The organism is Rhodococcus sp. 077-4, from assembly GCF_047782425.1.
GTDB lineage: Bacteria > Actinomycetota > Actinomycetes > Mycobacteriales > Mycobacteriaceae > Rhodococcoides.
Genome location: NZ_JAJPWC010000009.1, coordinates 20,114 through 39,709, shown reverse-complemented (window position 1 = coordinate 39,709; position 19,596 = coordinate 20,114). Strand labels below are relative to the sequence as shown.

General features: G+C 63.0%; 16 protein-coding genes. 9 read left to right on the top strand and 7 right to left on the bottom strand.

Annotated features, from left to right (window positions below):
- Positions 1–187: 187 nt before the first annotated feature.
- Together ACNEOT_RS25090 and ACNEOT_RS25085 are read left to right on the top strand one after the other, a co-directional pair.
- Positions 188–736 (top strand): recombinase family protein, encoded by a 549-nt coding sequence (locus ACNEOT_RS25090; protein WP_415977466.1) that lies wholly within the window; start codon positions 188–190, stop codon positions 734–736.
- A gap of 138 nt (positions 737–874) precedes the next feature.
- Positions 875–1,570 (top strand): hypothetical protein, encoded by a 696-nt coding sequence (locus ACNEOT_RS25085; protein ID WP_415977464.1) that lies wholly within the window; start codon positions 875–877, stop codon positions 1,568–1,570.
- A gap of 250 nt (positions 1,571–1,820) precedes the next feature.
- On the opposite strand, the gene ACNEOT_RS25080 is transcribed toward ACNEOT_RS25085, so the two are convergent.
- From ACNEOT_RS25080 to ACNEOT_RS25065, 4 genes are all read right to left on the bottom strand, one after another.
- Positions 1,821–2,753, bottom strand: a complete 933-nt coding sequence (locus ACNEOT_RS25080; protein ID WP_415977463.1) for a DUF2637 domain-containing protein — start codon at positions 2,751–2,753, stop codon at positions 1,821–1,823.
- A 106-nt stretch (positions 2,754–2,859) separates the two neighbouring features.
- Positions 2,860–3,261, bottom strand: coding sequence for a ParB family protein (locus tag ACNEOT_RS25075; RefSeq protein WP_415977462.1), 402 nt, complete (start codon positions 3,259–3,261; stop codon positions 2,860–2,862).
- The gene (locus ACNEOT_RS25070; protein ID WP_415977461.1) at positions 3,258–4,172 is read right to left on the bottom strand and encodes a ParA family protein; all 915 of its coding nucleotides are present in this window, start codon (positions 4,170–4,172) and stop codon (positions 3,258–3,260) included. Before ACNEOT_RS25070 ends, ACNEOT_RS25075 begins: the two co-directional genes overlap by 4 nt.
- Positions 4,173–4,750: 578 nt before the next feature.
- Entirely contained in the window at positions 4,751–6,619 is a 1,869-nt protein-coding gene (locus tag ACNEOT_RS25065; protein WP_415977459.1) for a putative bifunctional diguanylate cyclase/phosphodiesterase, read from the bottom strand.
- A gap of 204 nt (positions 6,620–6,823) precedes the next feature.
- Between ACNEOT_RS25065 and ACNEOT_RS25060 the strand changes: the two genes are divergently transcribed.
- The 3 genes from ACNEOT_RS25060 (at position 6,824) to ACNEOT_RS25050 (ending at position 10,082) form a co-directional block, all read left to right on the top strand.
- Entirely contained in the window at positions 6,824–8,050 is a 1,227-nt protein-coding gene (locus ACNEOT_RS25060; protein ID WP_415977457.1) for a cytochrome P450, read from the top strand.
- 128 nt (positions 8,051–8,178) lie between these two features.
- Positions 8,179–8,976, top strand: a complete 798-nt coding sequence (locus ACNEOT_RS25055; protein WP_415977456.1) for an MBL fold metallo-hydrolase — start codon at positions 8,179–8,181, stop codon at positions 8,974–8,976.
- Between the two features lie 20 nt (positions 8,977–8,996).
- Positions 8,997–10,082 (top strand): GAF domain-containing protein, encoded by a 1,086-nt coding sequence (locus ACNEOT_RS25050; protein ID WP_415977454.1) that lies wholly within the window; start codon positions 8,997–8,999, stop codon positions 10,080–10,082.
- 46 nt (positions 10,083–10,128) lie between these two features.
- On the opposite strand, the gene ACNEOT_RS25045 is transcribed toward ACNEOT_RS25050, so the two are convergent.
- The 3 genes from ACNEOT_RS25045 to ACNEOT_RS25035 all read right to left on the bottom strand — a co-directional run bounded on the left by ACNEOT_RS25045 (position 10,129) and on the right by ACNEOT_RS25035 (position 13,148).
- Positions 10,129–11,982, bottom strand: a complete 1,854-nt coding sequence (locus ACNEOT_RS25045) for a hypothetical protein (RefSeq protein WP_415977453.1) — start codon at positions 11,980–11,982, stop codon at positions 10,129–10,131.
- A 354-nt stretch (positions 11,983–12,336) separates the two neighbouring features.
- Positions 12,337–12,555, bottom strand: a complete 219-nt coding sequence (locus ACNEOT_RS25040; protein WP_415977451.1) for a hypothetical protein — start codon at positions 12,553–12,555, stop codon at positions 12,337–12,339.
- An 89-nt stretch (positions 12,556–12,644) separates the two neighbouring features.
- Entirely contained in the window at positions 12,645–13,148 is a 504-nt protein-coding gene (locus ACNEOT_RS25035; protein WP_415977449.1) for a helix-turn-helix domain-containing protein, read from the bottom strand.
- A 1,413-nt stretch (positions 13,149–14,561) separates the two neighbouring features.
- On the opposite strand from ACNEOT_RS25035, the gene ACNEOT_RS25030 reads away from it, so the two are divergent.
- From ACNEOT_RS25030 to ACNEOT_RS25015, 4 genes are all read left to right on the top strand, one after another.
- Positions 14,562–15,842, top strand: coding sequence for a hypothetical protein (locus ACNEOT_RS25030; protein ID WP_415977448.1), 1,281 nt, complete (start codon positions 14,562–14,564; stop codon positions 15,840–15,842).
- A gap of 105 nt (positions 15,843–15,947) precedes the next feature.
- Entirely contained in the window at positions 15,948–16,826 is an 879-nt protein-coding gene (locus ACNEOT_RS25025; RefSeq protein WP_415977447.1) for a hypothetical protein, read from the top strand.
- A complete protein-coding gene (locus tag ACNEOT_RS25020) occupies positions 16,823–17,707 on the top strand; it encodes a hypothetical protein (RefSeq protein ID WP_415977445.1) in 885 nt (294 codons plus the stop codon). The genes ACNEOT_RS25025 and ACNEOT_RS25020 overlap by 4 nt, the downstream gene beginning before the upstream one ends.
- Positions 17,708–17,927: 220 nt before the next feature.
- Positions 17,928–19,592 (top strand): cutinase family protein, encoded by a 1,665-nt coding sequence (locus ACNEOT_RS25015; protein ID WP_415977443.1) that lies wholly within the window; start codon positions 17,928–17,930, stop codon positions 19,590–19,592.
- Positions 19,593–19,596: the final 4 nt, after the last annotated feature.

Below are 19,596 nucleotides of genomic sequence, written 5' to 3'. Positions count from 1 at the left end.
CGCTACTCATACGCAGTCCCAGATTGACAGTGACGCTTGCCTACTCACGCATGTGTCACAAACGGTCGTTTTAGACACAGAGTCGTTTCGAGACACCGTCGTCGATCAAAGCATGTGTCAAAAGTCGTGTCCAAAACCCCGAGCGGAAAATGGTTCATATCGTTGAGTTCTGACACACTCGATGCTCATGGGCGAGCTTTTGGGATACGCGAGGGTGTCGACAGCTGAGCAAAGTGTCGATGCGCAGAGGGACGCTCTGAGCGCTGCGGGGTGTTCCCGGGTGTGGATGGAGACGGCGAGCGGTGCGACGACGTCGCGTCCGGAGTTGTCGGACCTGTTCTCGCATCTGCGGTCCGGGGACACTCTGGTGGTGTGGCGGCTCGACCGTCTAGGGCGATCACTCCCCCACCTTCTGCAGACCGTCGAGGATCTCGAATCCGATGGTGTGGGGTTTCGGTCGTTGACGGAGTCGATCGACACGACCACCTCAGGTGGGAAGTTGATCTACTCGATTTTCGGAGCCTTGGCGGAGTTCGAGCGCAACCTCATCCGCGAACGCACCCAGCTCGGATTGGCGGCCGCGCGTGCACAGGGTCGGGTGGGTGGTCGGCCTCGGTCGATGTCGGACGCGAAGATCAAGCAGGCCAAGCGGATGCGGACCGGCGGCATGTCGCTGGCCGACATCCGAGACGTCGTGGGTGTCTCGCGGTCGACGCTGTATCGGTATCTAAAATAGTCTGAGCACGCCACGCGAGCGCCCTTTTGTCCGATGAACACCGCTGGCGAAAGAAGGCCGACCAGGCCCGATGTTCGGGTTCGCCAGACAGTGCGTTCACCCCTGCCCGCAGCGCCGGTCAGTGGCAGGATGTCCTGCGTGAATGACGCTGAACTCGACGAGAGCTTCCGGAATCCGCTTGATCAGGCACTCACCCGATGGGCGGGCACCCTTGAACATCAACCACCGCCGGACCTAGCGCACGTTCCTGCAGAGGATCGACGCCTTCTGGGAGCCGTGGTGTCGGTGTGGCAGGGAATACTCGACCCGAATGGTCAGGGCATCAACCATTGTGCGCACACGTCGTATCTTGTGCGCAATATCCTCAAGGGTGTCGCAGGCATCGACTCTCATCCCGTCACCGTCACCGTTGACCTCGAGTTCGCGAATCGGGGAGGAACACGGGTTTCCTTGGGTCAGCGAAACCCGCGAATTAGGAAGCTGGCCAACGGTTATCCGACTTGGACGGGCCACGAAATCATCTATATCCCTCAGTGGTCCGTTGCGCTTGACTTGACCGCCGGCCAAGTGTCCCTATTACACCCCACTCTGAAGGGTTGCGTGGTGTATCCAGTAGCAGTCCGGTTGTCTGTCGAACCTCGCACCGGAACCAGTTTTCCGGCCGAAGTCATTGCATCAGACATCGGCGTTTTCGGACAGGCCGTCTACACGGTCGGGCGGGCGAACTATTCCTACCGAGAAGCCGCCCAGTGGTCTGCGCAGCAGGCGGAATTGGATCGTGGAGTAGCGCACGCAGTGGCCACACTTGAGGAGGCCGGATTCTCGTCTGATTAGTGACAGCGTCCTATGGTCGGGCTTCGGCCGTATCCCGGTGGCGCGCCTGGCTGTGCGCCAGAACTCGTCGATTTCGCGGTTTGGGCGGACTGAGGTTGCGCCTACGTTTTTGGCACCACTCGGCCACTAGTCGACGGATTGACTGATTCCTGGATCGGGTGGGTGACACAAACGTTCGTTTGTGGCAGTCGGGCTCCGCCCGTCGCTGATGTACCGACTTCGGGCGGGGTTTTGATGGCTCGTTGCTGCGTCATCGTGTCGCCTCCGCGTAGGCGATCGGAGCGGCACCGTCGGAATTTTCATGAGACGGGGGGAGGTCGTGCGGGTCTTCTGCGAACGCCTCGTTTTCCGGGGTCGGCATCGCCCGGGGGGTTGCTTTGGAGGCTGCGAACTTTTGTTGAAACTCGACCCATTTGTCGTATCGAGCCGCAATCGCGGACGGCGAAACGTCAAGCACCTCAGCAGTTCTGTTGAATTTTCCCATTGCTGTTGGGTGATTGAGGTAGACATCGGCGGTATCCCAGACGACCTGAGCGAGGTCCCCGCGTTCGGCTATGAACGCCTCGAGCTGCTCAGCGTCACTAGGTGGTAGGACAGTGCCGATTTGGGTCTCGTTGCCGCTACTGGATGCAGTCGATAGCTGCTCGAGGTCGCGCGCTTCGGCGTCTGACGGTGTCGTTGGACTACGACGGTGACGCGGTGCGCTGATCCCGATGGACATCATTTCGCACATGGTCATCACCATCAGAGGCGCGAGCGCTCCGAGCGCTGCGGCGACTCCGGCGTTGAGGTCGGTGACGGTTAGGACTGCGTGGTACGCGTTGCCGGCCATGCTGGCCAGTCCAGCGAGCGTGTAGACGGCGATGATGAAGCGCCGGCCGATGACCGTGGCCCTGTCGGTGTGTTGGGACAAGGCGACGCGGAAGATGCCCGCTACGAGGATCGGTCCGTCGAGGACTACGGGGATCACCCAGGCGGAGTCGCCCATGTTGGCCATGGTGGCGAGGTCGTAGAGGGTGGAAAAGCTGAGCTTGAAGCTTGATGCGGTCACGGCGATCGCGACGACGAGACCGATACCGAGCGCCCACTTGATGATGGCGGGGTGGATTTCGGCTGGCTGGCTGATTGCGGGAGAGTCGGTGCCTGATACTTCGGCTGGTCGGTCAGCGTTACGGTTGGTCATAGGTCACAGCTCCTTGAATTGTCTGTGGCCGACGGCCCCGGCGGTGTGTCCGCACTGCCGGGGCCCCCGAGTCGGGTTGCATTCGATGAGGGAAGGCAGTTGGGGGTTACGACGAAAGTGGTCGACCGGGTGACAGTGGGGTGTCGGATCCGCTGTACCGCTCCCCGTCGTTGTGTGAGCGTTCGCGCGCTTCGGCCTCGCGGAGCAGGGCTTTCTCGATGAACTGTGACCACGATCGGTCGTCTTCGAGGTGCGCTGTGGCTTTGTGGACACCGCGCGCGCGGGTGAATATCTCATTGTCGATATAGACGGTAATTCGCTTCTTACCTGCGTTGTCGTCTGCGGCTGCTTTCGATCCTGCCGCCGGTGTCTCGGTCGGCGTCGACGAGGACGGTGGCGGCGGTACCGGTGTTCGATTCTTCGCTTGGAGTCTCGAAAGGTCGCCCGTGACCTGCGGTCGGCGCGGAGCCAGTCCCGATACGATGCGGTCCTGCCTGGGCTCGGTCATGCGTTCGTCTTCTCCTCGGCAGCGGTGATGCGGGCGATCATTTCCTGCGTGACGGCGAGAAGATCGTCTGCGACTGACCCTGAGGACTTCGGCGCAAGGGATTGAGCCTGCGCCTCGCCTCGTATGACCTCGTACCACTTCGGCCCTTTACGGACTGCGTCGTCGAGTTCATGCACCAAGAGTCCACGTTCCCTGGTGGCTTGGGCGGTGGCTTCGGAATGACGCACAACCCCGTTGAAGAGGACACTATCGTCCTGGAATGCTTCCGCGACGAGCTTGCGCGCTCGCTCCTGAACCGCAGTCGCGGACTTGCCGACACCCACTAAGACAACTCCGAGCAGGTCGAGACTGGGGTTGATTTCGAGAACGGCATCAAGCCGATGTGCGACGGCCGCGAGTCCTTTCCGACTTGAGGCATCGCTCTTTATCGGTACAACCGCCCAGCGAGCTGCAGCAAGGGCGGCATTCTGCAACGTCTCGTCACCGGGTGGGCAGTCGATGATGATGAGGTCATAGTCGCCGGCCAGCGGCCGCAAGAGGGCTGCTAATGCGAGCTTTGCTCCGTGCGGATCCTTAGCGGCCTTAGAAGCTAGGGCCGCTGTGGCCTGCTCGAGATGGACGCCTCCGGTCAACACGTCGAGGTTTTCGCGAACGCCTCTGACTGGCTCTACAGCTCCCCCGAAGGTGAGGGCGGCCGCGAGAGCACGACCATGGTCGTCTCGGTCGGTTTCTGTGTAGCCGAGATCTTCTGCGAGGTTCCCCTGGGGATCGAAGTCGACGATGAGGACTCGGTAGCCTGATGCTGCTGCCAGTCCCCCTACGTTGGCCGACAGGGTTGTCTTCATGACACCCCCTTTGCCGTTGATGAAGGCGATCACTCGCTCGCGGCCGTCGTACGTTTCTGCACTCATGATCTGGTGCCCTCCCTAATCGCAGTCCGGCGTAATTGCCGTCTTTACCAGTATTACCGTTTTTACCGTCAATACTGTTCAAACCGTCAGTGACAGCAATGCGGCCTTAGGCAGTATTGCTGCTATTAACAGGAATGCCCGTATCACCCGCAAAGACGGTAATAGCAGTACAACCAGCAACAGCAGTATTTACTGTACAGCATTAGCAGTATTACTGCCATAGTCCTGGACGAGCCTTGGTTCCTCCAGTCTTCCAGCAAGAAACGCACTGCTCAAAGCCCCTATGGGGTATTACTGCTATTGCTGCCATAGCTATCCTGAACCGTCAATCCGGGGGTCGGCGGTCCGGATCGATACCGGGTCGCGCGGCGAGCCCCCACCCGGCGTCCCAGGGAGTGAGGTGGAAGGCGCGGAGGGACGAGCACTGAGATTGCCGCTTACCCCGGGGCAACAACCCCCGACACCCGCGCATCGCTCGACTAGATCGACCGCCGGACGCAACCATCCACACCATTATTACTGCTATTACACTCATTTCGGCTAATGACATTAATGCTGGCAATTTACAGCAGGCACCGTCATCGACTCTGATGGCCAGGGACATCGAAGGTCAATGAGAACATCGCCCTGGCGCGCTCTGCTTCTACCGGCTGAGAGAAGAAGAAGCCTTGTACGCGAGTGCATCCCATCGAGACCAGCACCTCGCTTGTTGCCGCCGACTCAACCCCCTCCGCGACCACCTTCAGGGCGAACGACTCAGCCAACGAGACGACGGCGCGGACAACAGCCTGGTCATGCAAGTCATGCTCAAGGTTCTGAACGAAGTCGCGATCGATCTTTACGACATCAACGGGCAGGATCTTGAGGTTGCTCAACGAACTGAACCCTGTCCCGAAATCGTCGATCGCGACCTTCACTCCACGGTCTCTCACCAGTGATAGAACCTTGGCGGTTTGTTCGGTGTCCTGGACGACGGTGTGTTCGGTAATTTCCAGACACAGCCTTCCTGGGTCCATGCCGCTGCGTGCCAGCGCGTGTTCGACGGTATCGAGGAACCGCGCGGCAAGCAGTTGGTTGGGGGAGACGTTGACGCTCAGCGTCACTTCAAGGCTCGGAATCTCGCGTAGCCACTGCGCGTAGGCCGTCGTGGCTGCCCCGAGTACCCATTCACCCAGCTCGATTGCCAGGTCTGAGCCTTCTGCCACGTCTAGGAAGGCGGAGGGTGGCAGGAGCCCTCTCTGAGGGTGTTGCCACCGCACGAGCGCCTCGACAGCGGTCACGCGGCCGGTGACGAGGTCGACTTCTGGCTGGTAGTGCAGAACGAGATCACCGTCATGGATCGCGGAATGCAGGTGGAGCTCGACGTCGTTCCGTAGTGAGCTGGCCGCTCGGATCGTGTGATCGAAGAAAGCTACTCCGTTCCCGCCTCTCCGCTTTGCCACCAGGGCGGCTTGGTCGGCGTGGACGATAGATTCGTGGACCTCATCGACGCCAGGAGACGCCGTGGTGACTCCGATCGAGACGGTCCGAGTGATCGAGTCTCCGCCGATGGGTACTTTTGTTTCCGCTACTGCTGCAAGTATTTTCGTAGCAATAGTGTTCGCAGAGATGCGCTGCGCAGGCCCTGTTGGGACCATCTGATTCGTTTGCATCAACGCGACGAACTCGTGATCAGCCCAACGTCCCAGAAACACATCGGCACCGAGAATGTGCAGGACGGTCTCGACCAGCGACTCCAAATAGAAGTCGCGAGCGGCGTGGCCGTGGAAGTCGTTCAGTGCTTCCAGGCGGTCGAAGTTCAAGAAGAAGACTGTCACCGGGTCGGCGGCCTGGGGGACGCTCAGGCGGCGGTCGAGCTCCTTGGTAATGCCTAGCTTGTTCGGTAGGCCGGTCAAGGAGTCGTGCAATGCCGCGAGCCGGAGGGAGTCCTGTGCCTCGATTCTGGCCTGGACCTGCGTCAACATCGTGGCCACGACCAGCAATGCGTTCGTTTCTCTCTCGGACCAAGGCCTATCTCCGAGGTGGACCAGGCCGAGAACCCCTTCGGTGCGGGATCCAAGCAACGGCACGACAACCGTCGAGGTCACTGGATGTCCCGAGGCTGCTTCGATCCGTTGTCGGTAGTCCTCAATGTCCTTGTTGGGTCTGAACACGACAGGTGCCGCGAGATGCTCGGCCAGGGCGAAGACGGAGTCCGCGTCGTCGAAGTAGACAGTTTCTAGTGGGTCAGGGTCCGGTGCGTCGGGCCGAATGGGCCATTCGGTAACCATGATGCTGGCTCTGATCTCGTGATCGTTCCGCCGAAGGAACCCGGCATCACAACCAAAGTGCTCGACAAGGGTTCGGAGCACCCGGCCGAAGGCAGTCTGAGCGGTGTCTGCGTCCGCCGGCATGAGGATCGACGATATTGCCGTCACCACGCCGTCCAGATTTTCCGTGGGACGCACTGATTCTCCTCGTGTGCCGGCAACAGCCACGATCCAGCAGCGGGTCTGCACTGAATCGATTTCGGCCGTCGAGCTGGCCGAACTGTACCGTTGCCTGTGCCCGGATAGGTTCGCCTCGCCGCTTCTCAGGTCGACGCAGCCGATTCGGTGCCAATTATCAGTTCGAGGACTCGGGGGTCCACGGTGTTACCAATTACGTTTGACATGTCTATATCGCCTGCTACACAGGCCTTTTGGGACACATCCTTTGATCAACGGTTGAATCGATTCCGACAATTAAGGCAAAACTCGCCACAGTTCCACGAAGAACCACATGGACCGGGATTCTGGTCAATCGTTCGTTACGATCACGTCGTCGATGTAAGTCACAACCCTGAAATCTTCTCTTCTGCACGTGGTTTCACCATCGCAGACTTCCCCGCCGAAGCGCTGGCCTTTGCGGGGTCGATGATCGCTATGGACAACCCCAAGCACCGGCAATTTCGGGGGATAGTGCAGGGTGCCTTCACACACCGCTCAGTGCAGCAAATCGCCGGAACCGTTCAGCGATATGCCCAAGCGTTGGTCAAGACAATTCCGTCGCACGGTGAGTTCGATTTCGTCGAAGCCGTGGCCGGCAAGCTTCCCCTCGTTGTCATCTGCGAGCTTCTCGGAATCCCACTCGAAGACCGTGACCTGATCCAGCGATTGGCCGACCAAGTGGTAGGCCACAGCAACGAACTGTTCACAAATTCACCAGGCATGTCTCCCAGCGTGGTCGACATTTACTCCTACGCAGTTCAGTTGGGTTCGGAACGAAAGTCGGACCCGTCCGACGATGTGATCTCTCGGCTCCTGACCCCTCCAGCCAAGGGGCCAGAACTTACGGTTGACGAGTTCGCGAGCTTCCTGGTCCTACTCATCACCGCTGGCTACGACACGACGCGCCAAACTCTGGCCTGGGCGGTCCACCTGTTGACCTCTCACCCTGCTCAGTTGAAGCTGCTCGTTGACGACTTCGACGGTCACATCGACGCAGCTATTGAGGAGATCGTGCGGTGGGCCTCGCCTGTGCCATACATGCGGCGGACGGCAACAGCGGACACATCGGTTGGGGGCCAGGCCATATCGGCGGGGGAGAAGGTCGTGATGTGGTATCTGTCCGCCAATCATGATGAGTCCGTATTTGCGGACCCATCGACCTTCGACATCACCCGACCGAACTCGAGCAAACAGCTCGGTTTCGGGGCTCGAGATCCCCATCATTGCCTGGGGGTGAACCTCGCTCGTCTCGAAGTTCGAGCCCTTCTACGAGAGTTGATTCGGCTCCACCCCCATATGCGGTCCGGCAAGCCCGACCTTGTCTTGTCTGCATTCATCAGCGGCATTCATCGCCTGCCGTTCAGCGTTCGAGTGAATGACGTCGTGGACTTAGCTCCAGGACGTCGATAGCATCGATTCAACGCAGCCCGCCATCCAGTGGGTTTCCCTTAGCCTCGACCATTCGGCTTCGGACGTGTGCGACGCCCTGGACGCTCCTTGCCTCCAGGATCAACATTCGTCCGAAACGAGGTTTGATCATGGCCGGAGTACGTGCTGTCCACCATCTCAATTGCGGGTCTTTCCGATTCGGTCTCGTGACTCACGTGGTGGTGTGCGAAACCGATGACGGTGTCGTCATGGTGGACGCCGGGATCGGAAGTGCGGACATCGAATCCCCGTCAGCCCTTGGGAAGGCAGCCTTGGTGTTGGGGCCGGCGCTGGAACGGAACGAGACGGCGCTGATGCAACTGCAAGGCCTCGGATACAGCGCTAGCGACGTTCGTCACATCATCTGCACGCATCTCGACTACGACCACATCAGCGGAGCCCGTGACTTTCCGGACGCATTGGTACATGTGACGGCAGACGAGCACGCTGTTGCCAGCACTCGGCCGTCGTTCACTGCGAAGCTGCGGTACCGCAAGCACCACCTGCCTCTCGATATGCGGGTCAAGACATACGAAGGGGAGGGAGAGCCGTTTCTGGGGTTTTCAGTGAGTTACCAGGTAGCGGGACTGAACGACTTCATGTTGGTCCCGATGCGTGGTCATACGCTCGGTCACGCAGGGGTTGCCATCCGAGCGGGGGAGCGTGGGTGGTTGTTCCATGCCGGCGACGCGTTTTACCACCGGTCTTCTATCGGGGCGGGGCCTTCGCCGCGCGGCCTCAGACCGCGAGCACTACGCGTCCTGGAGTCGATGCTGGCCGCAGATTCCAAACGGATCGACATCAACCATGCCCGACTCTACGAATTGGCGCACAGTCAACAGATAGGTGTAGAAGTGTTTTGCTCGCATGACCGAGCTGCACTGAGAGAGCTGCAAACCAGACAGTGATCGGCGAACGGGGATTGACCATGTCGAACGAAACCTCAGAACCGGTGGATCCGAGCTGGGACGACTGGCTCGTTATCGAGACTTTGGGGTATGCCGACGGATTTGAGCCCACGGTCGTCGCCAAAGGAAGCGGCAAGCGCCCCTTCACCAGTGTCGAACGACGAGTCGACACCGTGAAGACGTTCGCGGCAATCAAGAAGGTCGTCGCAAGGGTAATGGAGACGGGCGATACAGAGCTGGAGCCCACCTATGGCCATGGTGCATATGAGCGGGTAGCCGTGCTTGGGGTCCCGATCACCGGCCCGTCCGGGGTCTTCGGAGTCCAAATCTGGGCAGGGAATACAGATGCAATGCCACCGCCTGCCCAATCGGTCGGCACTTTCGAGTTCGACGTCGAACGTCAGGTGACGAAACACGGTCCTGGCCACGATGAGCAAATCCTGGGTTTGGCCGACGGCCGCGATACTCGAACCTTGCAAGAGATCTGGAAGCACTTCGACCGATTCGACGACGAGGAGGCGTATCGGGAGTTCCTAGATGCGCTGGCCGGTGACCAATTCTCGTCAGGCGAAAATTTCGCCGCCGAGATCTTCCTGACCGCGGCGGACAAAGTCCAACGTCGCATCAACATGTCCGTCAGAGCTCGGATCACGCCCGAGGGTCGGCGAATCGTCGGTCTACTGCACGACACCACAGAGGGAGTTAGGAAGCCCCCGGGCATGTCGGATCGTCAAATCGCCAGAGCCGCTGCCCAGTTGGCAGCCGAAGACGCAAATGCTGGCCTGGCTCAGATGGATCTCAATACGGGGATAGTTTTCGAGTGGCTGAAGACGCCACCGGCACCGTTCGACCAGTGGGAAAAGCACAACCCAGAGTTCAACAAGCATTCGGCCGAGACGCTAAGTCGCGCTCGCTTCAAAATTCTCAGCGGAGTGAGCAAGGTATCCAACTTGGCCGTGACGCTTCGCTTTCCGGACGGTGACGATTGGCTGCTGGGCGAGATGACCATCACCGCTATCGGTGAGGCTCACTCGTCCGATACGAAGACGCCTCGAAACGCACTGGTACAGATAGGCGAGTGCGCCACTCCACCGATGATGTGGTGAACAGCGGAACGGCGGCGCTCCCACCCCGATAAGTGGGCGTCCGGCGTCATAACCGAACTATGACAGCGCCCAGCTGATCGCTGACGAGCTCGATTGCTTCCAGTACAGGATCAGGCTCTGGGGGACCAGCAGCCAGCATCGCCGCCCACAGCGTCTCCGACTCTGCCCCCAGAGGTGGGGGAACCCCGTGAATCCGAACGTCAGCTGGGTCTTTCATGAACAACGCAACGGCCGGACTGTAGAAGCGGCTATCGAGCCACACCTGCCATAGGAGCCGTTCGGCTCGGTGTCGGACGATACGGTCGGCCGCGACGGTGTCTAGGCCGTGAGCGTCCGCTACGTCGTCCAGCGTGCGGCTTCCGGGTACCAATGTCGCGCCGTCGCGTTTGATGAGCCCAGCGGACGTCAGAGCCGCGAGAATGGCGTAACCGTTCGATGGCCGGAGCATTGCGCCGGCCATGACGTCGTCGACGCTTGTAGCGAGACCCGCAGCGACCAGCTCGTAGACCGCTCGGCCGCGTAGACCGAGCACGCTCCATGCCGGGTGTACCGGCTCGACCCGTGCACGCTCGATACGCGCCTGTCCGGGGCCCTGTGGTGTCGCAGCTGTAGTCAGGGCGTAGCGGTCGGCCTCTCGCCCAGCACCGTGCGCTACGAGCAGCAGGGGCGAGCCTGGGGACTCTCTGAGCAACCGCAGCGCACTCCATACGGTCGATTCCGACATCAACCCGGCTGAATGCGACAAGCTCCGTCCACCCACTGCAACCACGGGGACACCCTCGACCAATTCGCCGGCCAGAGCCGATGTGTAAGCGAGCGCTTGGACCACTGCGAGTAAGACCGGACGTTGTCGGGTACCGAGAAATTCTGAGTCGATCCACAGCTGCGCATGAGCCAACCACTGGCGACGAATTGGATCTTTCAGGAAAGAACTACTCCCCCCTGTGAATCTGTTCTTGTGCGCGAGTTGGTGGAATGGACGGGCAATCCTCGCAGCCCAGCTCAGGGCGTTAGACACGTCTCGTTGCAAGGCTGTGGCGGAGTGCCTTCCGTACTTGTCCATGTACGAGTTACGGACTCCCGCCCACTCCTTGGTCGCGATCGCTTTCTCGATGTCCGCCGCGCTGGCACCCCGCAGCACGGCGTGGCTGATGACGGCCTGCCGCGCCTCTGAGGGCGATTCCCAGAGGGCCTTGGCGGCTTTGGTGAACTTGCCCGTCGCCGCGTACGTCTCGACGACCTCCGGGAAAGGCGTGTTGCGGTGAAAGCGCGGGTCCAAGCGCCGCTCCCGTCCGACCCCGACCAGGCGTTCGTCCTGGGTGAGCGAGGCCGCGACTGCGGCAACCGGGGTTCGGTGCCGCGCGGGGGTCGCGCCGCCGAGCAGGGCGATCAAGCGGGCAACGAGACCGCGGTCGGATCGGACGGTGAACGCGTCGATCGCGTCGTCGAGCGTCCCATCGAGACGGCGATATCCACCTTCGCGGGTGGGTGAACCCGGGGGAGTGATGCACCCCTGCGACACGCCGAGCATGGGAGCGCAGTCCAAGGTGATCAGGCGAGCGGCGAGGAGCTTCATCAGGAGTCTGACGTCGTCGATCCGCAATGAACTGTCGGTCGCTAGTGGCACCAGGACGTGGCGGCCGCCGCTCGTCGAGCGATCGGTGACCGTGCGGGCGCCACATTCGTGGAGCCACACCAGCACCCGTTCTACATCGGCGTCGACCTGCTCGGCCGTGTGATGTTTGGCGTCGAAGTCCAGCGCCAGTAGAGACGTACGGTCCCCGCGGTAGATCGGAACCGCGGCCGGCAGCGCCGGCAGGCGCTTCGTCCAGCTCTGTCCCTTGTCTGCGAACTTTTCGGTGACGGGGCTCCACAGCCGCATCGACCGACGCGCGGCCACGAGCGGAGACAGACGTCTCCAAATGATGTCGGGGCTTAGCGTTGATGAGCCGACACGGGGGCTAAATCTTGTACCTACGTCAGGGCGCGATGTACCCTGAGACCTGTCCAGCAAGACAGTCCCTTCGGGGATGAGCAGTAGAGCAGAGGTTCCGAGCTACCAACTCGTTTCCTCGACAACTTAGAAATCCCCTGGCCCTGCCGCCGGGGGTTTTTCTATTTCCAGGCTGTCTGCTTCACTGCGGATTCAGTTCGATGACAGCGAATCACTTTGACTAACAGAATGATTCGGAACTTCCTCGTCAGTGGGCAGTCATCACCGTCCTTTCCGGATTCGATTCGCGATGCGGCCGAGTCATGCGGTCTTGTTCAAGCCGTGGAGATCCAAACTGTATGGCTCCTTCACCGGCCCCAGACCTTCGAGTCCCAGGGCCAGCGCCTCTTGCACGATCTCCCACTTGTTGACCCCGCGCTTCGCTGCTTCCGCGGTAACACGGTCCACAACGGCAGGATCGATCTCTACGTACAGACCGGACTTCTTCCGATCGCGGTGGCGCTTCGCGGGGCTAGGCATAGGCATATGAATAACATTGATTGCTACGAGTTCGGTCGAGACACGCCGCACGGGCTCGAGATTGGGGTGTGAAATCGTGGAGAGAATATCTAGAGGGATTTTAGTCGCGCGTCGCGCGTGTCGATGGCCCGCTGCCACGCAGACCTGACTTCTTCGACGGGAACCCTGTAGAGCTCCGCAAATGCATCAACCCTGGAATCGTTGAGGGGCTTTCTTCCCCGTTCGATGTCCACCAGCAACGTCGCTGAGATTCCCAGACCGTCGGAGGCCTCTCCTTGCGTGAGACCGACCCTTACCCTGAGGTCGCTAACAGTGACCTCACCCGACGGGATCGGAACAAGATCGGCCACTGTGGTCTGCAAAGCAGCAGCAACCCGAAGAAGCGGACCGGGGGTCGGCTGAGCGCGGCCAGTCTCCCAGGTGGAAATTGCTTGACGAGAGACACCCGATAGGCCGGCCAGGTCGTCCACGGACAACTTCTTGCGTTCCCGGAATTGCCGAAGTCGTGCTCCGCTGAAGAGCCTCACACCACTCCTGGACACGTCTCTGACTCCTGATGTTGCCGACTCCGATTCGTTCGATCCTATGGACATCGAGAGCCCTCCCATGCACTTCAAAGACACCTGTACGAGTTAACTGGTGTGTGTTAACGTAGCATCGCGATGTAGGGTCGAACCCGGCGAGATCAGCAGAGGTCATGATGCAAATAGTTGCCACGAGCTTTGGGGCATGGTTAGCTGACGCCTGCACCTCCTCTGTGGAGGCATTCTCGCCGTCTGAGTTTTTCGACAGCGATCGATGCTTGAGCGCACTTTTTGCTGCTCGCCAACGGATGCCGTCTACAGGAGTTGTGATTCCGGTGCACTACCAGTCGAACGTCGACCACTCGGCCGCTTTCATGCGGACCGATAGGTCCCGTTTGGCGTGCCTGAACAATTCCCGTCGCGGCATCTTCAGGTTTCGAGACAATCGGAACCGGCACTCGATTCGGCCTGCCACAACAGTGCCGGCGAGCAGCATTAAGTGCCCGCCCACCAGCCATCTGCGGGGGAGATTGCCGCCCTGACAGAAGAACTGACGAGTAGCAATCGCAAGCTGGCACGCCGAGATTGGCGTCGCCAACCGAAGAAGTACGGAAACCCCCAGCGCCATCGTTGATTGGACGTCTCTGGCGACGCTGAGGGCCTCTCTCCATCGAGCCCCACAACCAACCACTGATCTAGGCGAAGTACGGGCTGGCACCCGCACTAGCCGTCAACGACCTGCAGTCGATTTGGAGGACGACAGTGACATCTTCTCATCCAGGCACAGTGTTACACCTTAAATCTGGGTGTAAATCCTCTCTCTGTACCGCCACCAGCACCGTCAACATGGTTTTTGGCCTCGTCGGGTGTTCGCTCCCCGCTGACCATGGCGGGCCGCGGCACGAGATGCGGTGTGAAGACGATCCCCGTGTGGTTCTTACGGCGTGGCCGACCGATGCTGGCATCTCCGCCGCAAGCGAGCCGTCACCGCACACCGCAGCCTGACCCCCTGGCTCGAGTGGGATTCCCCCCGATTCCCACTCGTGAGCTACAGGAACTCCCCGACGTCCTGTAGCTCGACCGGTGGACCGGCGCGAGGGTCGCGCAGTAAGCGCATTTCATCATGTTCGGTGCTGCGCGACCCCGCCGGGACATCACCCCCTGGATCTGATACCCGTTCTCACAGAAAGGATCTCGACTAGTGCCTCTCTTCTTGCAGTGGATTCTCTTCGTTCAGTCGCTCGGGTCGTTCTTCGGAAAGTAGCGCCGGTGCTGGTGGGGGTGGTATCGGAAGCCACACCTTCCGATCCCATTCCTCATCGGCCCGAATTCCACTGCTCAACAGACCAACTCACCCATCTCGTATCCACCACCGTCTGCGGGCGGCGGCTTCATCAAACGTAGTGAGCCACCTGGCTCGACAGCTGTCCTTCGAAAGGAAGAATGTTGAACAACAACAACTCTCGTGGGAGGCATCGCCGCGTGGCGACTGCCTCGCGCTCCGCGCTGGTGGCCACGGCCACCGTGGCGGTAGCGGCCGCGTTCGCAGGTCCCGCGTTCGCAGACGAGGTCCAGCCTGGATTGTCGACGACGACTCCGGGCCAGCCGGGTTTGTCCACGACCGCCCCGACGCCCCCAGTGCAGCCGGAAGGCGGATTCATTCCCGGCTACACCTCGACGCCGGACGTGCAGTGGCAGTCGCCTCGCACGGTCGACGACTACAAGCAGGGCCGTCAGCAGCGGTCGGTGCAGCCGACGTACTACTACGACGACACCCCGACGGCTCCTGCAGCACCGACCGTGCAAGCGCCCCCGGCCCCGCAAGCTGCTCCCGAGCCGCCGCCGGTCCCGACGGTGCAGCGCACCCGAATTGCTCCGATCGAGACGCCCGAAGGCAACTACATCCTCGTCGGCGCGGATCCGTACCTGTACGACCCGAACCTGCTCGATCCGCGACTGGCACGCCAGATCAGTAACACCGGCCAGGACCTCCAGGCTCGTGGCGGCAACTGGTTGGTGGACAACGGGTTTGCCGACGCCCCTCGTGCCGACCGCATCGCGGCCGGTACCGCCACCGGTGCTGTCGTCGGTGGCGTGACCGGGTTCGGTCTCGCTCTCGGACCTGCCGCCGGCATCACTGTCGGTGGTGCCGCGATCGGCGGCCTCGCAGGCCTGGCAGCGACCACCGCAGCCACTCCCGCGGTCATCTGGGCCGGACCGTTGGGATACATCTTCGTCCCCGGTGCTGCGGCACTGGCCGGTGCCGGCGTCGGCGCGGCCATCTCCACCCCGCTCGTCCTCGGTTCGACTGCCGTCGGCGCTGTGGTCGGCGGCTTGATCGGGGGCGGCCTCGCCGGTGGACAGGCCGAGACCATCACCGAACCTGCACCTGCTCCCGTGGTGGTTCCCCCGGCCGCCGACAGCGTCCCGGCCATCCCACCGGCCGCGACGGTCGATCTCCCCGGCGTCGTCGGGCAGGTGCGCGACACCCTCGCCGCCGACCCGAACGGACGTCACGCACTCGCGGCCGCCGACACCGCCGTGAAGAATGCGGCACCGACCGTCGACAAGGCAGTCGACGACGCGTCGGTGTGGACCGCACCGGCCGTCGAGGCAGCACAGGGCTTCACCTCCACAGCCCTCGAGCAGCCTGCCGTGGCTCAGACCGTCGCGGCGGCGCAGTCCGCAGCAGCTCCCGTCCTCGACCAGGCAAGCAAGGTCGTCGGCGACGCGTTCGCTGCATTCGCACCCATCCCGGCCTGACTGGTTCGGCCACGACCGGGCAGCACTGCCCGGTCGTGGCCATACCCGGCGCGCCAACCTCACCTACTCGCCACCACGACCCTCGAGGGAAGGAGGACACCGCAGATGGCCGTCTCGAACCCCGCCGACGATCAGTGGTTCGCACCGCTGCCCGCCGAGCACGCCACTCCGACACCGCAGCGACCCGCCGTGTCAACGCCGCCGCTCGATACCACCGGCCCGCGAGCGTATTCCGACCTCGACCCTTCGCCCGATTCCGGTGCCCGCGTCCTCACCCTGCCCGCGTCGACGCACGCCGTACCGCCGTGGCAGGCCGTCCTCGACGCCGCCCCGCGCACCTCGCAGCAGAGTGCACCCAGCCCCGCCGCAGCCCGTGGCACCGACACCCCGGCCCGGGAATCCTCGGAGAGCTGGCTGCGCCGCAACCGCGCCGCTCTCGCCGTGACCGGCTCGCTGGCCGCGCTCGCAGCTCTGGCCACAGCCGGCGTTCTCGTGCTCACCGGCCCCGATGAGGCCCCCGATCCCGTCGCCGCACCGCAGCACCTCGAACAGCCCGAGGCGACCGCACTCACGACCACCGCGGCCGCGACGACCACCCCGAAGGTGCTCACCGCCGCCGAATGGTGCGCGCAACAAACCGGAGGACAGCACGCCGCCGCCGACTCCCCGGACCCCGAGCTCGCCGTCATCGGCCGCATCGAGGACGCCTACTACCGTTCCCGCGACATCGCGGCAGTCAACGCCCAGCTCGCACCGGGAGTGACGGTGAAACCCGACGACTTCGCCGCCGCGATCGCCGCGATTCCTGCCGGCACCGACCACTGCGTCCTCACCACCCCGCTCGGACCCTCCCAGTACCGGGTGACGGTGATCGAACGCCGCCCCGGCGGCGAGCAGAAGCGATTCGCGTCCGCCATGACCACCCAACGCACCCCCGACGGCACCAACGCCGTCATCACCGCGATCGGCAGGGCACCCGAATGACCGACACCAGCACCGAGACCGACTCCGCAACGGACAGTGGCTATCTGGCGTGGCTGACCCCCACCGCCGAGACAGCCGAGCACCCCGCACCCGAGCCGAGCGGGCTTGCCTCGCCCCGCCCCGACACCGGGACGGTCGACGACGGCGATCCGGTGGTGGTCGTCGTCGCAGGTGCCCACGGCGGATCGGGATCGACGGTGGCCACTGTGATGCTGGCATTGATCGCAGCATCGGAGAGCGCCGCACCGGTGATCGCCCTCGACGGAACACCCGTCGGCGGCGACCTGGCCGCCCGAGCACCGGCAGCTCAGCGCTACCCCACCTACTGGCAGGACTGGTTCGTCGGTGACAACGCAGAACCGGCCGCCCTACCGGATACCGGATGGTGCGCCATCGCCCGCGATCGCGCACTGGCAGAACAGCACTCACCGCTCGCAGATGCGGTTGCCGCACTGCGCGCCATGGGCCGGTCGGTGATCGTCGACGCCGGCGCATCGGTGGGGTCCCCCTGGTTCGAGGCCGTCGCGGATTTGGCCGACCACATCGTGATCACCATCGACGACCGGGCCGGTGCCGCGAACGCCGCTCGCCCGGTTCTGTCGTTGCTGCGTCAACGCCTCGGGGCCTCGCAGATGGGGCAGTCCGTGCAGCTCGTGGTGACCTCGCAGCGTCCCGGGGTCGACCACGTCACCGGCCCGCTCGCGGATGCTCTCGCCGGCCGGGTCGCCGGGGTGCACCACCTGCCCTACGACCCGGAGATCGCAGCAGGGATCGAGATTGACCCCGCGCTGCTGTCGAGCTCGTCGTTCGCCGCCGCGCACACCGTGCACACCCGCACCCACACCCACACCCACACCCACGACGCAGCTAGCCAGCGATGAACGGCCACCACTTCGCTTACCGGGGCGCATCGAGCTACCGGCCGACCCGTCCGGAGCAGCCATCACCTCGCCCGTCACCCGCCGTGCAACCCCCAGCGCAGCACGAGCCCGCCGCAGTGGGGCACAGCGAGACCGAACGCATCCATCGAATGCTGTTCAGCGACTACCGAACAGCCCACACCACAGAAGATTTCACGCTCACCGACGGACGGAGAACCCGATGACCACCACAGCCCCACCCCAGAGACGGGCCCGCACCCGACTGGCGATCACCGCGACCGCGGCCGCCCTCTCGGTGACGATCGCCGCCGCCGGAGTCGCCCATGCCGAACCAGCACAACCGGATTCGGGGAGCTGCGATGTTCTGCACGTCTTCGGTTGGCAGGGCACCGGCGAATCGGGTGATGCCGCCGAGACCGACCTCGATACCGGATTCCTCGGCACAGCGATCACCATCCCCCTGCGCACCGCCGCCGACCGCGCCGACGAGATCGGCCGCACGCTGATCCCCTACGCTGCGAGCTTCGGTGGCAAACCCGGCGACAGCACCAATCTCCCCTACACACAGTCGATCTCGGACGGCCTGGAGTCCGGATCGAAGTTCCTCTCCGACTACGCCGCCCGCTGCCCCGGATCACCGGTCGCCCTGGCCGGCTACTCACAAGGGGCACAGGTCGCCTCCGAGATCGCCCGCCTCATCGGATCCGGGAAGGGTCCGATCCCCGCGAAGGACGTCGCCGCGGTCGCGCTGTTCTCCGACCCGACCCGCCCCGCCTCATCGCCGGTATTCCCTGGCTCGAAGACCCCGAACCAGCCGACCCCGCCTCCCGGGGTTCCCGCCGATGACCTCGACGGCCTGACGGTCACTGCGGCGGCCGCAGACGGCGGCGGCATCGCCCCCACCATCGGCGTCGCATCGGCGTCCGGATCGACCGGCAGCTCCACCACGCAACCCGGATCCTCGAGCAGTACCGCCTCGTTCGGGCAGCTCTCGGGCCGGGTCGCCCAGTTCTGCACCCCCGGAGATCTCGCGTGCTCGATGCCCGCCAAGTCGACCATCGCATCGACGGTCACCAACATCGCCGGGCAGTTGCACCTGCAGGAGCAGGACCCGCAGCAGACCCTCATCGACCTCGCCGGCGCAGTCGGCGGAGCCTCGCTGCGCACCGCCGCCGACGTGGTCACCAACGATGTCGACTTCAAGAACGGAAAGTTCACCGTCGCGAGCGGCGGCAAGACCGTCCTGGGCCGGTTGGCAGAGAACTCCGCTCCCGCCTCGGACACACCCGATGCCGACGCGAAGATCATCCGCGCCGTCGTCAAGGCCGGTGTGATGGGCCTGGGTGCGGCGGTGACCGTCGCGAAGAAGGTCCTCACGCCCGCCACGATCACCGAACTGGCCACCGTGGGCCTGTCCAACCCGCCGGTCGCTCTCGCATCGCTCGGAGCCAAGGTCGGTGCCGCGATCGTCGACCTGTTCCCGCCGGCCACCATCTCGTCGGTGCAGCGCAAGATCTACCACGAGATCACCCAGGGAATCGAGGAGAACCAGGGCCTGTTGACGCTGGCCACCGACGTCCGCTACTGGGACACCGTCCGCCTGCACGGCACCTACGACCAGGTTCCGGTCACCGACAACGGTGAGACGCCGGCGAAGTTCACCGTCGAATGGTTCTCCCGCCTCGCATCCGCCCTCGCATCCGGTGACAGCGCGACCGCCTCGTCGACGCCGGGCAGCTCGACACTGCCGACCACGGCGACCGCTACCCCGCGTACCTCCCCGGTCCTTCCGCAGGCCTCGGGCAGCGCCACCTCCCGGACGTTGCCGACCCTCGCCCCTCTGACCACCGCCCCGATGACCACCACCGCGGGCAGCGGGGAGTGACCGC

What these genes read in the sequence shown, in the direction of transcription:
- ACNEOT_RS25090 (WP_415977466.1), top strand. Translation starts at nt 188, where the DNA reads ATGGGCGAGCTTTTGGGATACGCGAGGGTGTCGACAGCTGAGCAAAGT.
- ACNEOT_RS25080 (WP_415977463.1), bottom strand. Translation starts at nt 2,753, where the DNA reads ATGACCAACCGTAACGCTGACCGACCAGCCGAAGTATCAGGCACCGAC.
- ACNEOT_RS25075 (WP_415977462.1), bottom strand. Translation starts at nt 3,261, where the DNA reads ATGACCGAGCCCAGGCAGGACCGCATCGTATCGGGACTGGCTCCGCGC.
- ACNEOT_RS25070 (WP_415977461.1), bottom strand. Translation starts at nt 4,172, where the DNA reads ATGAGTGCAGAAACGTACGACGGCCGCGAGCGAGTGATCGCCTTCATC.
- ACNEOT_RS25060 (WP_415977457.1), top strand. Translation starts at nt 6,824, where the DNA reads ATGTCTATATCGCCTGCTACACAGGCCTTTTGGGACACATCCTTTGAT.
- ACNEOT_RS25055 (WP_415977456.1), top strand. Translation starts at nt 8,179, where the DNA reads ATGGCCGGAGTACGTGCTGTCCACCATCTCAATTGCGGGTCTTTCCGA.
- ACNEOT_RS25050 (WP_415977454.1), top strand. Translation starts at nt 8,997, where the DNA reads ATGTCGAACGAAACCTCAGAACCGGTGGATCCGAGCTGGGACGACTGG.
- ACNEOT_RS25040 (WP_415977451.1), bottom strand. Translation starts at nt 12,555, where the DNA reads ATGCCTAGCCCCGCGAAGCGCCACCGCGATCGGAAGAAGTCCGGTCTG.
- ACNEOT_RS25035 (WP_415977449.1), bottom strand. Translation starts at nt 13,148, where the DNA reads ATGTCCATAGGATCGAACGAATCGGAGTCGGCAACATCAGGAGTCAGA.
- ACNEOT_RS25025 (WP_415977447.1), top strand. Translation starts at nt 15,948, where the DNA reads ATGGCCGTCTCGAACCCCGCCGACGATCAGTGGTTCGCACCGCTGCCC.
- ACNEOT_RS25020 (WP_415977445.1), top strand. Translation starts at nt 16,823, where the DNA reads ATGACCGACACCAGCACCGAGACCGACTCCGCAACGGACAGTGGCTAT.
- ACNEOT_RS25015 (WP_415977443.1), top strand. Translation starts at nt 17,928, where the DNA reads ATGACCACCACAGCCCCACCCCAGAGACGGGCCCGCACCCGACTGGCG.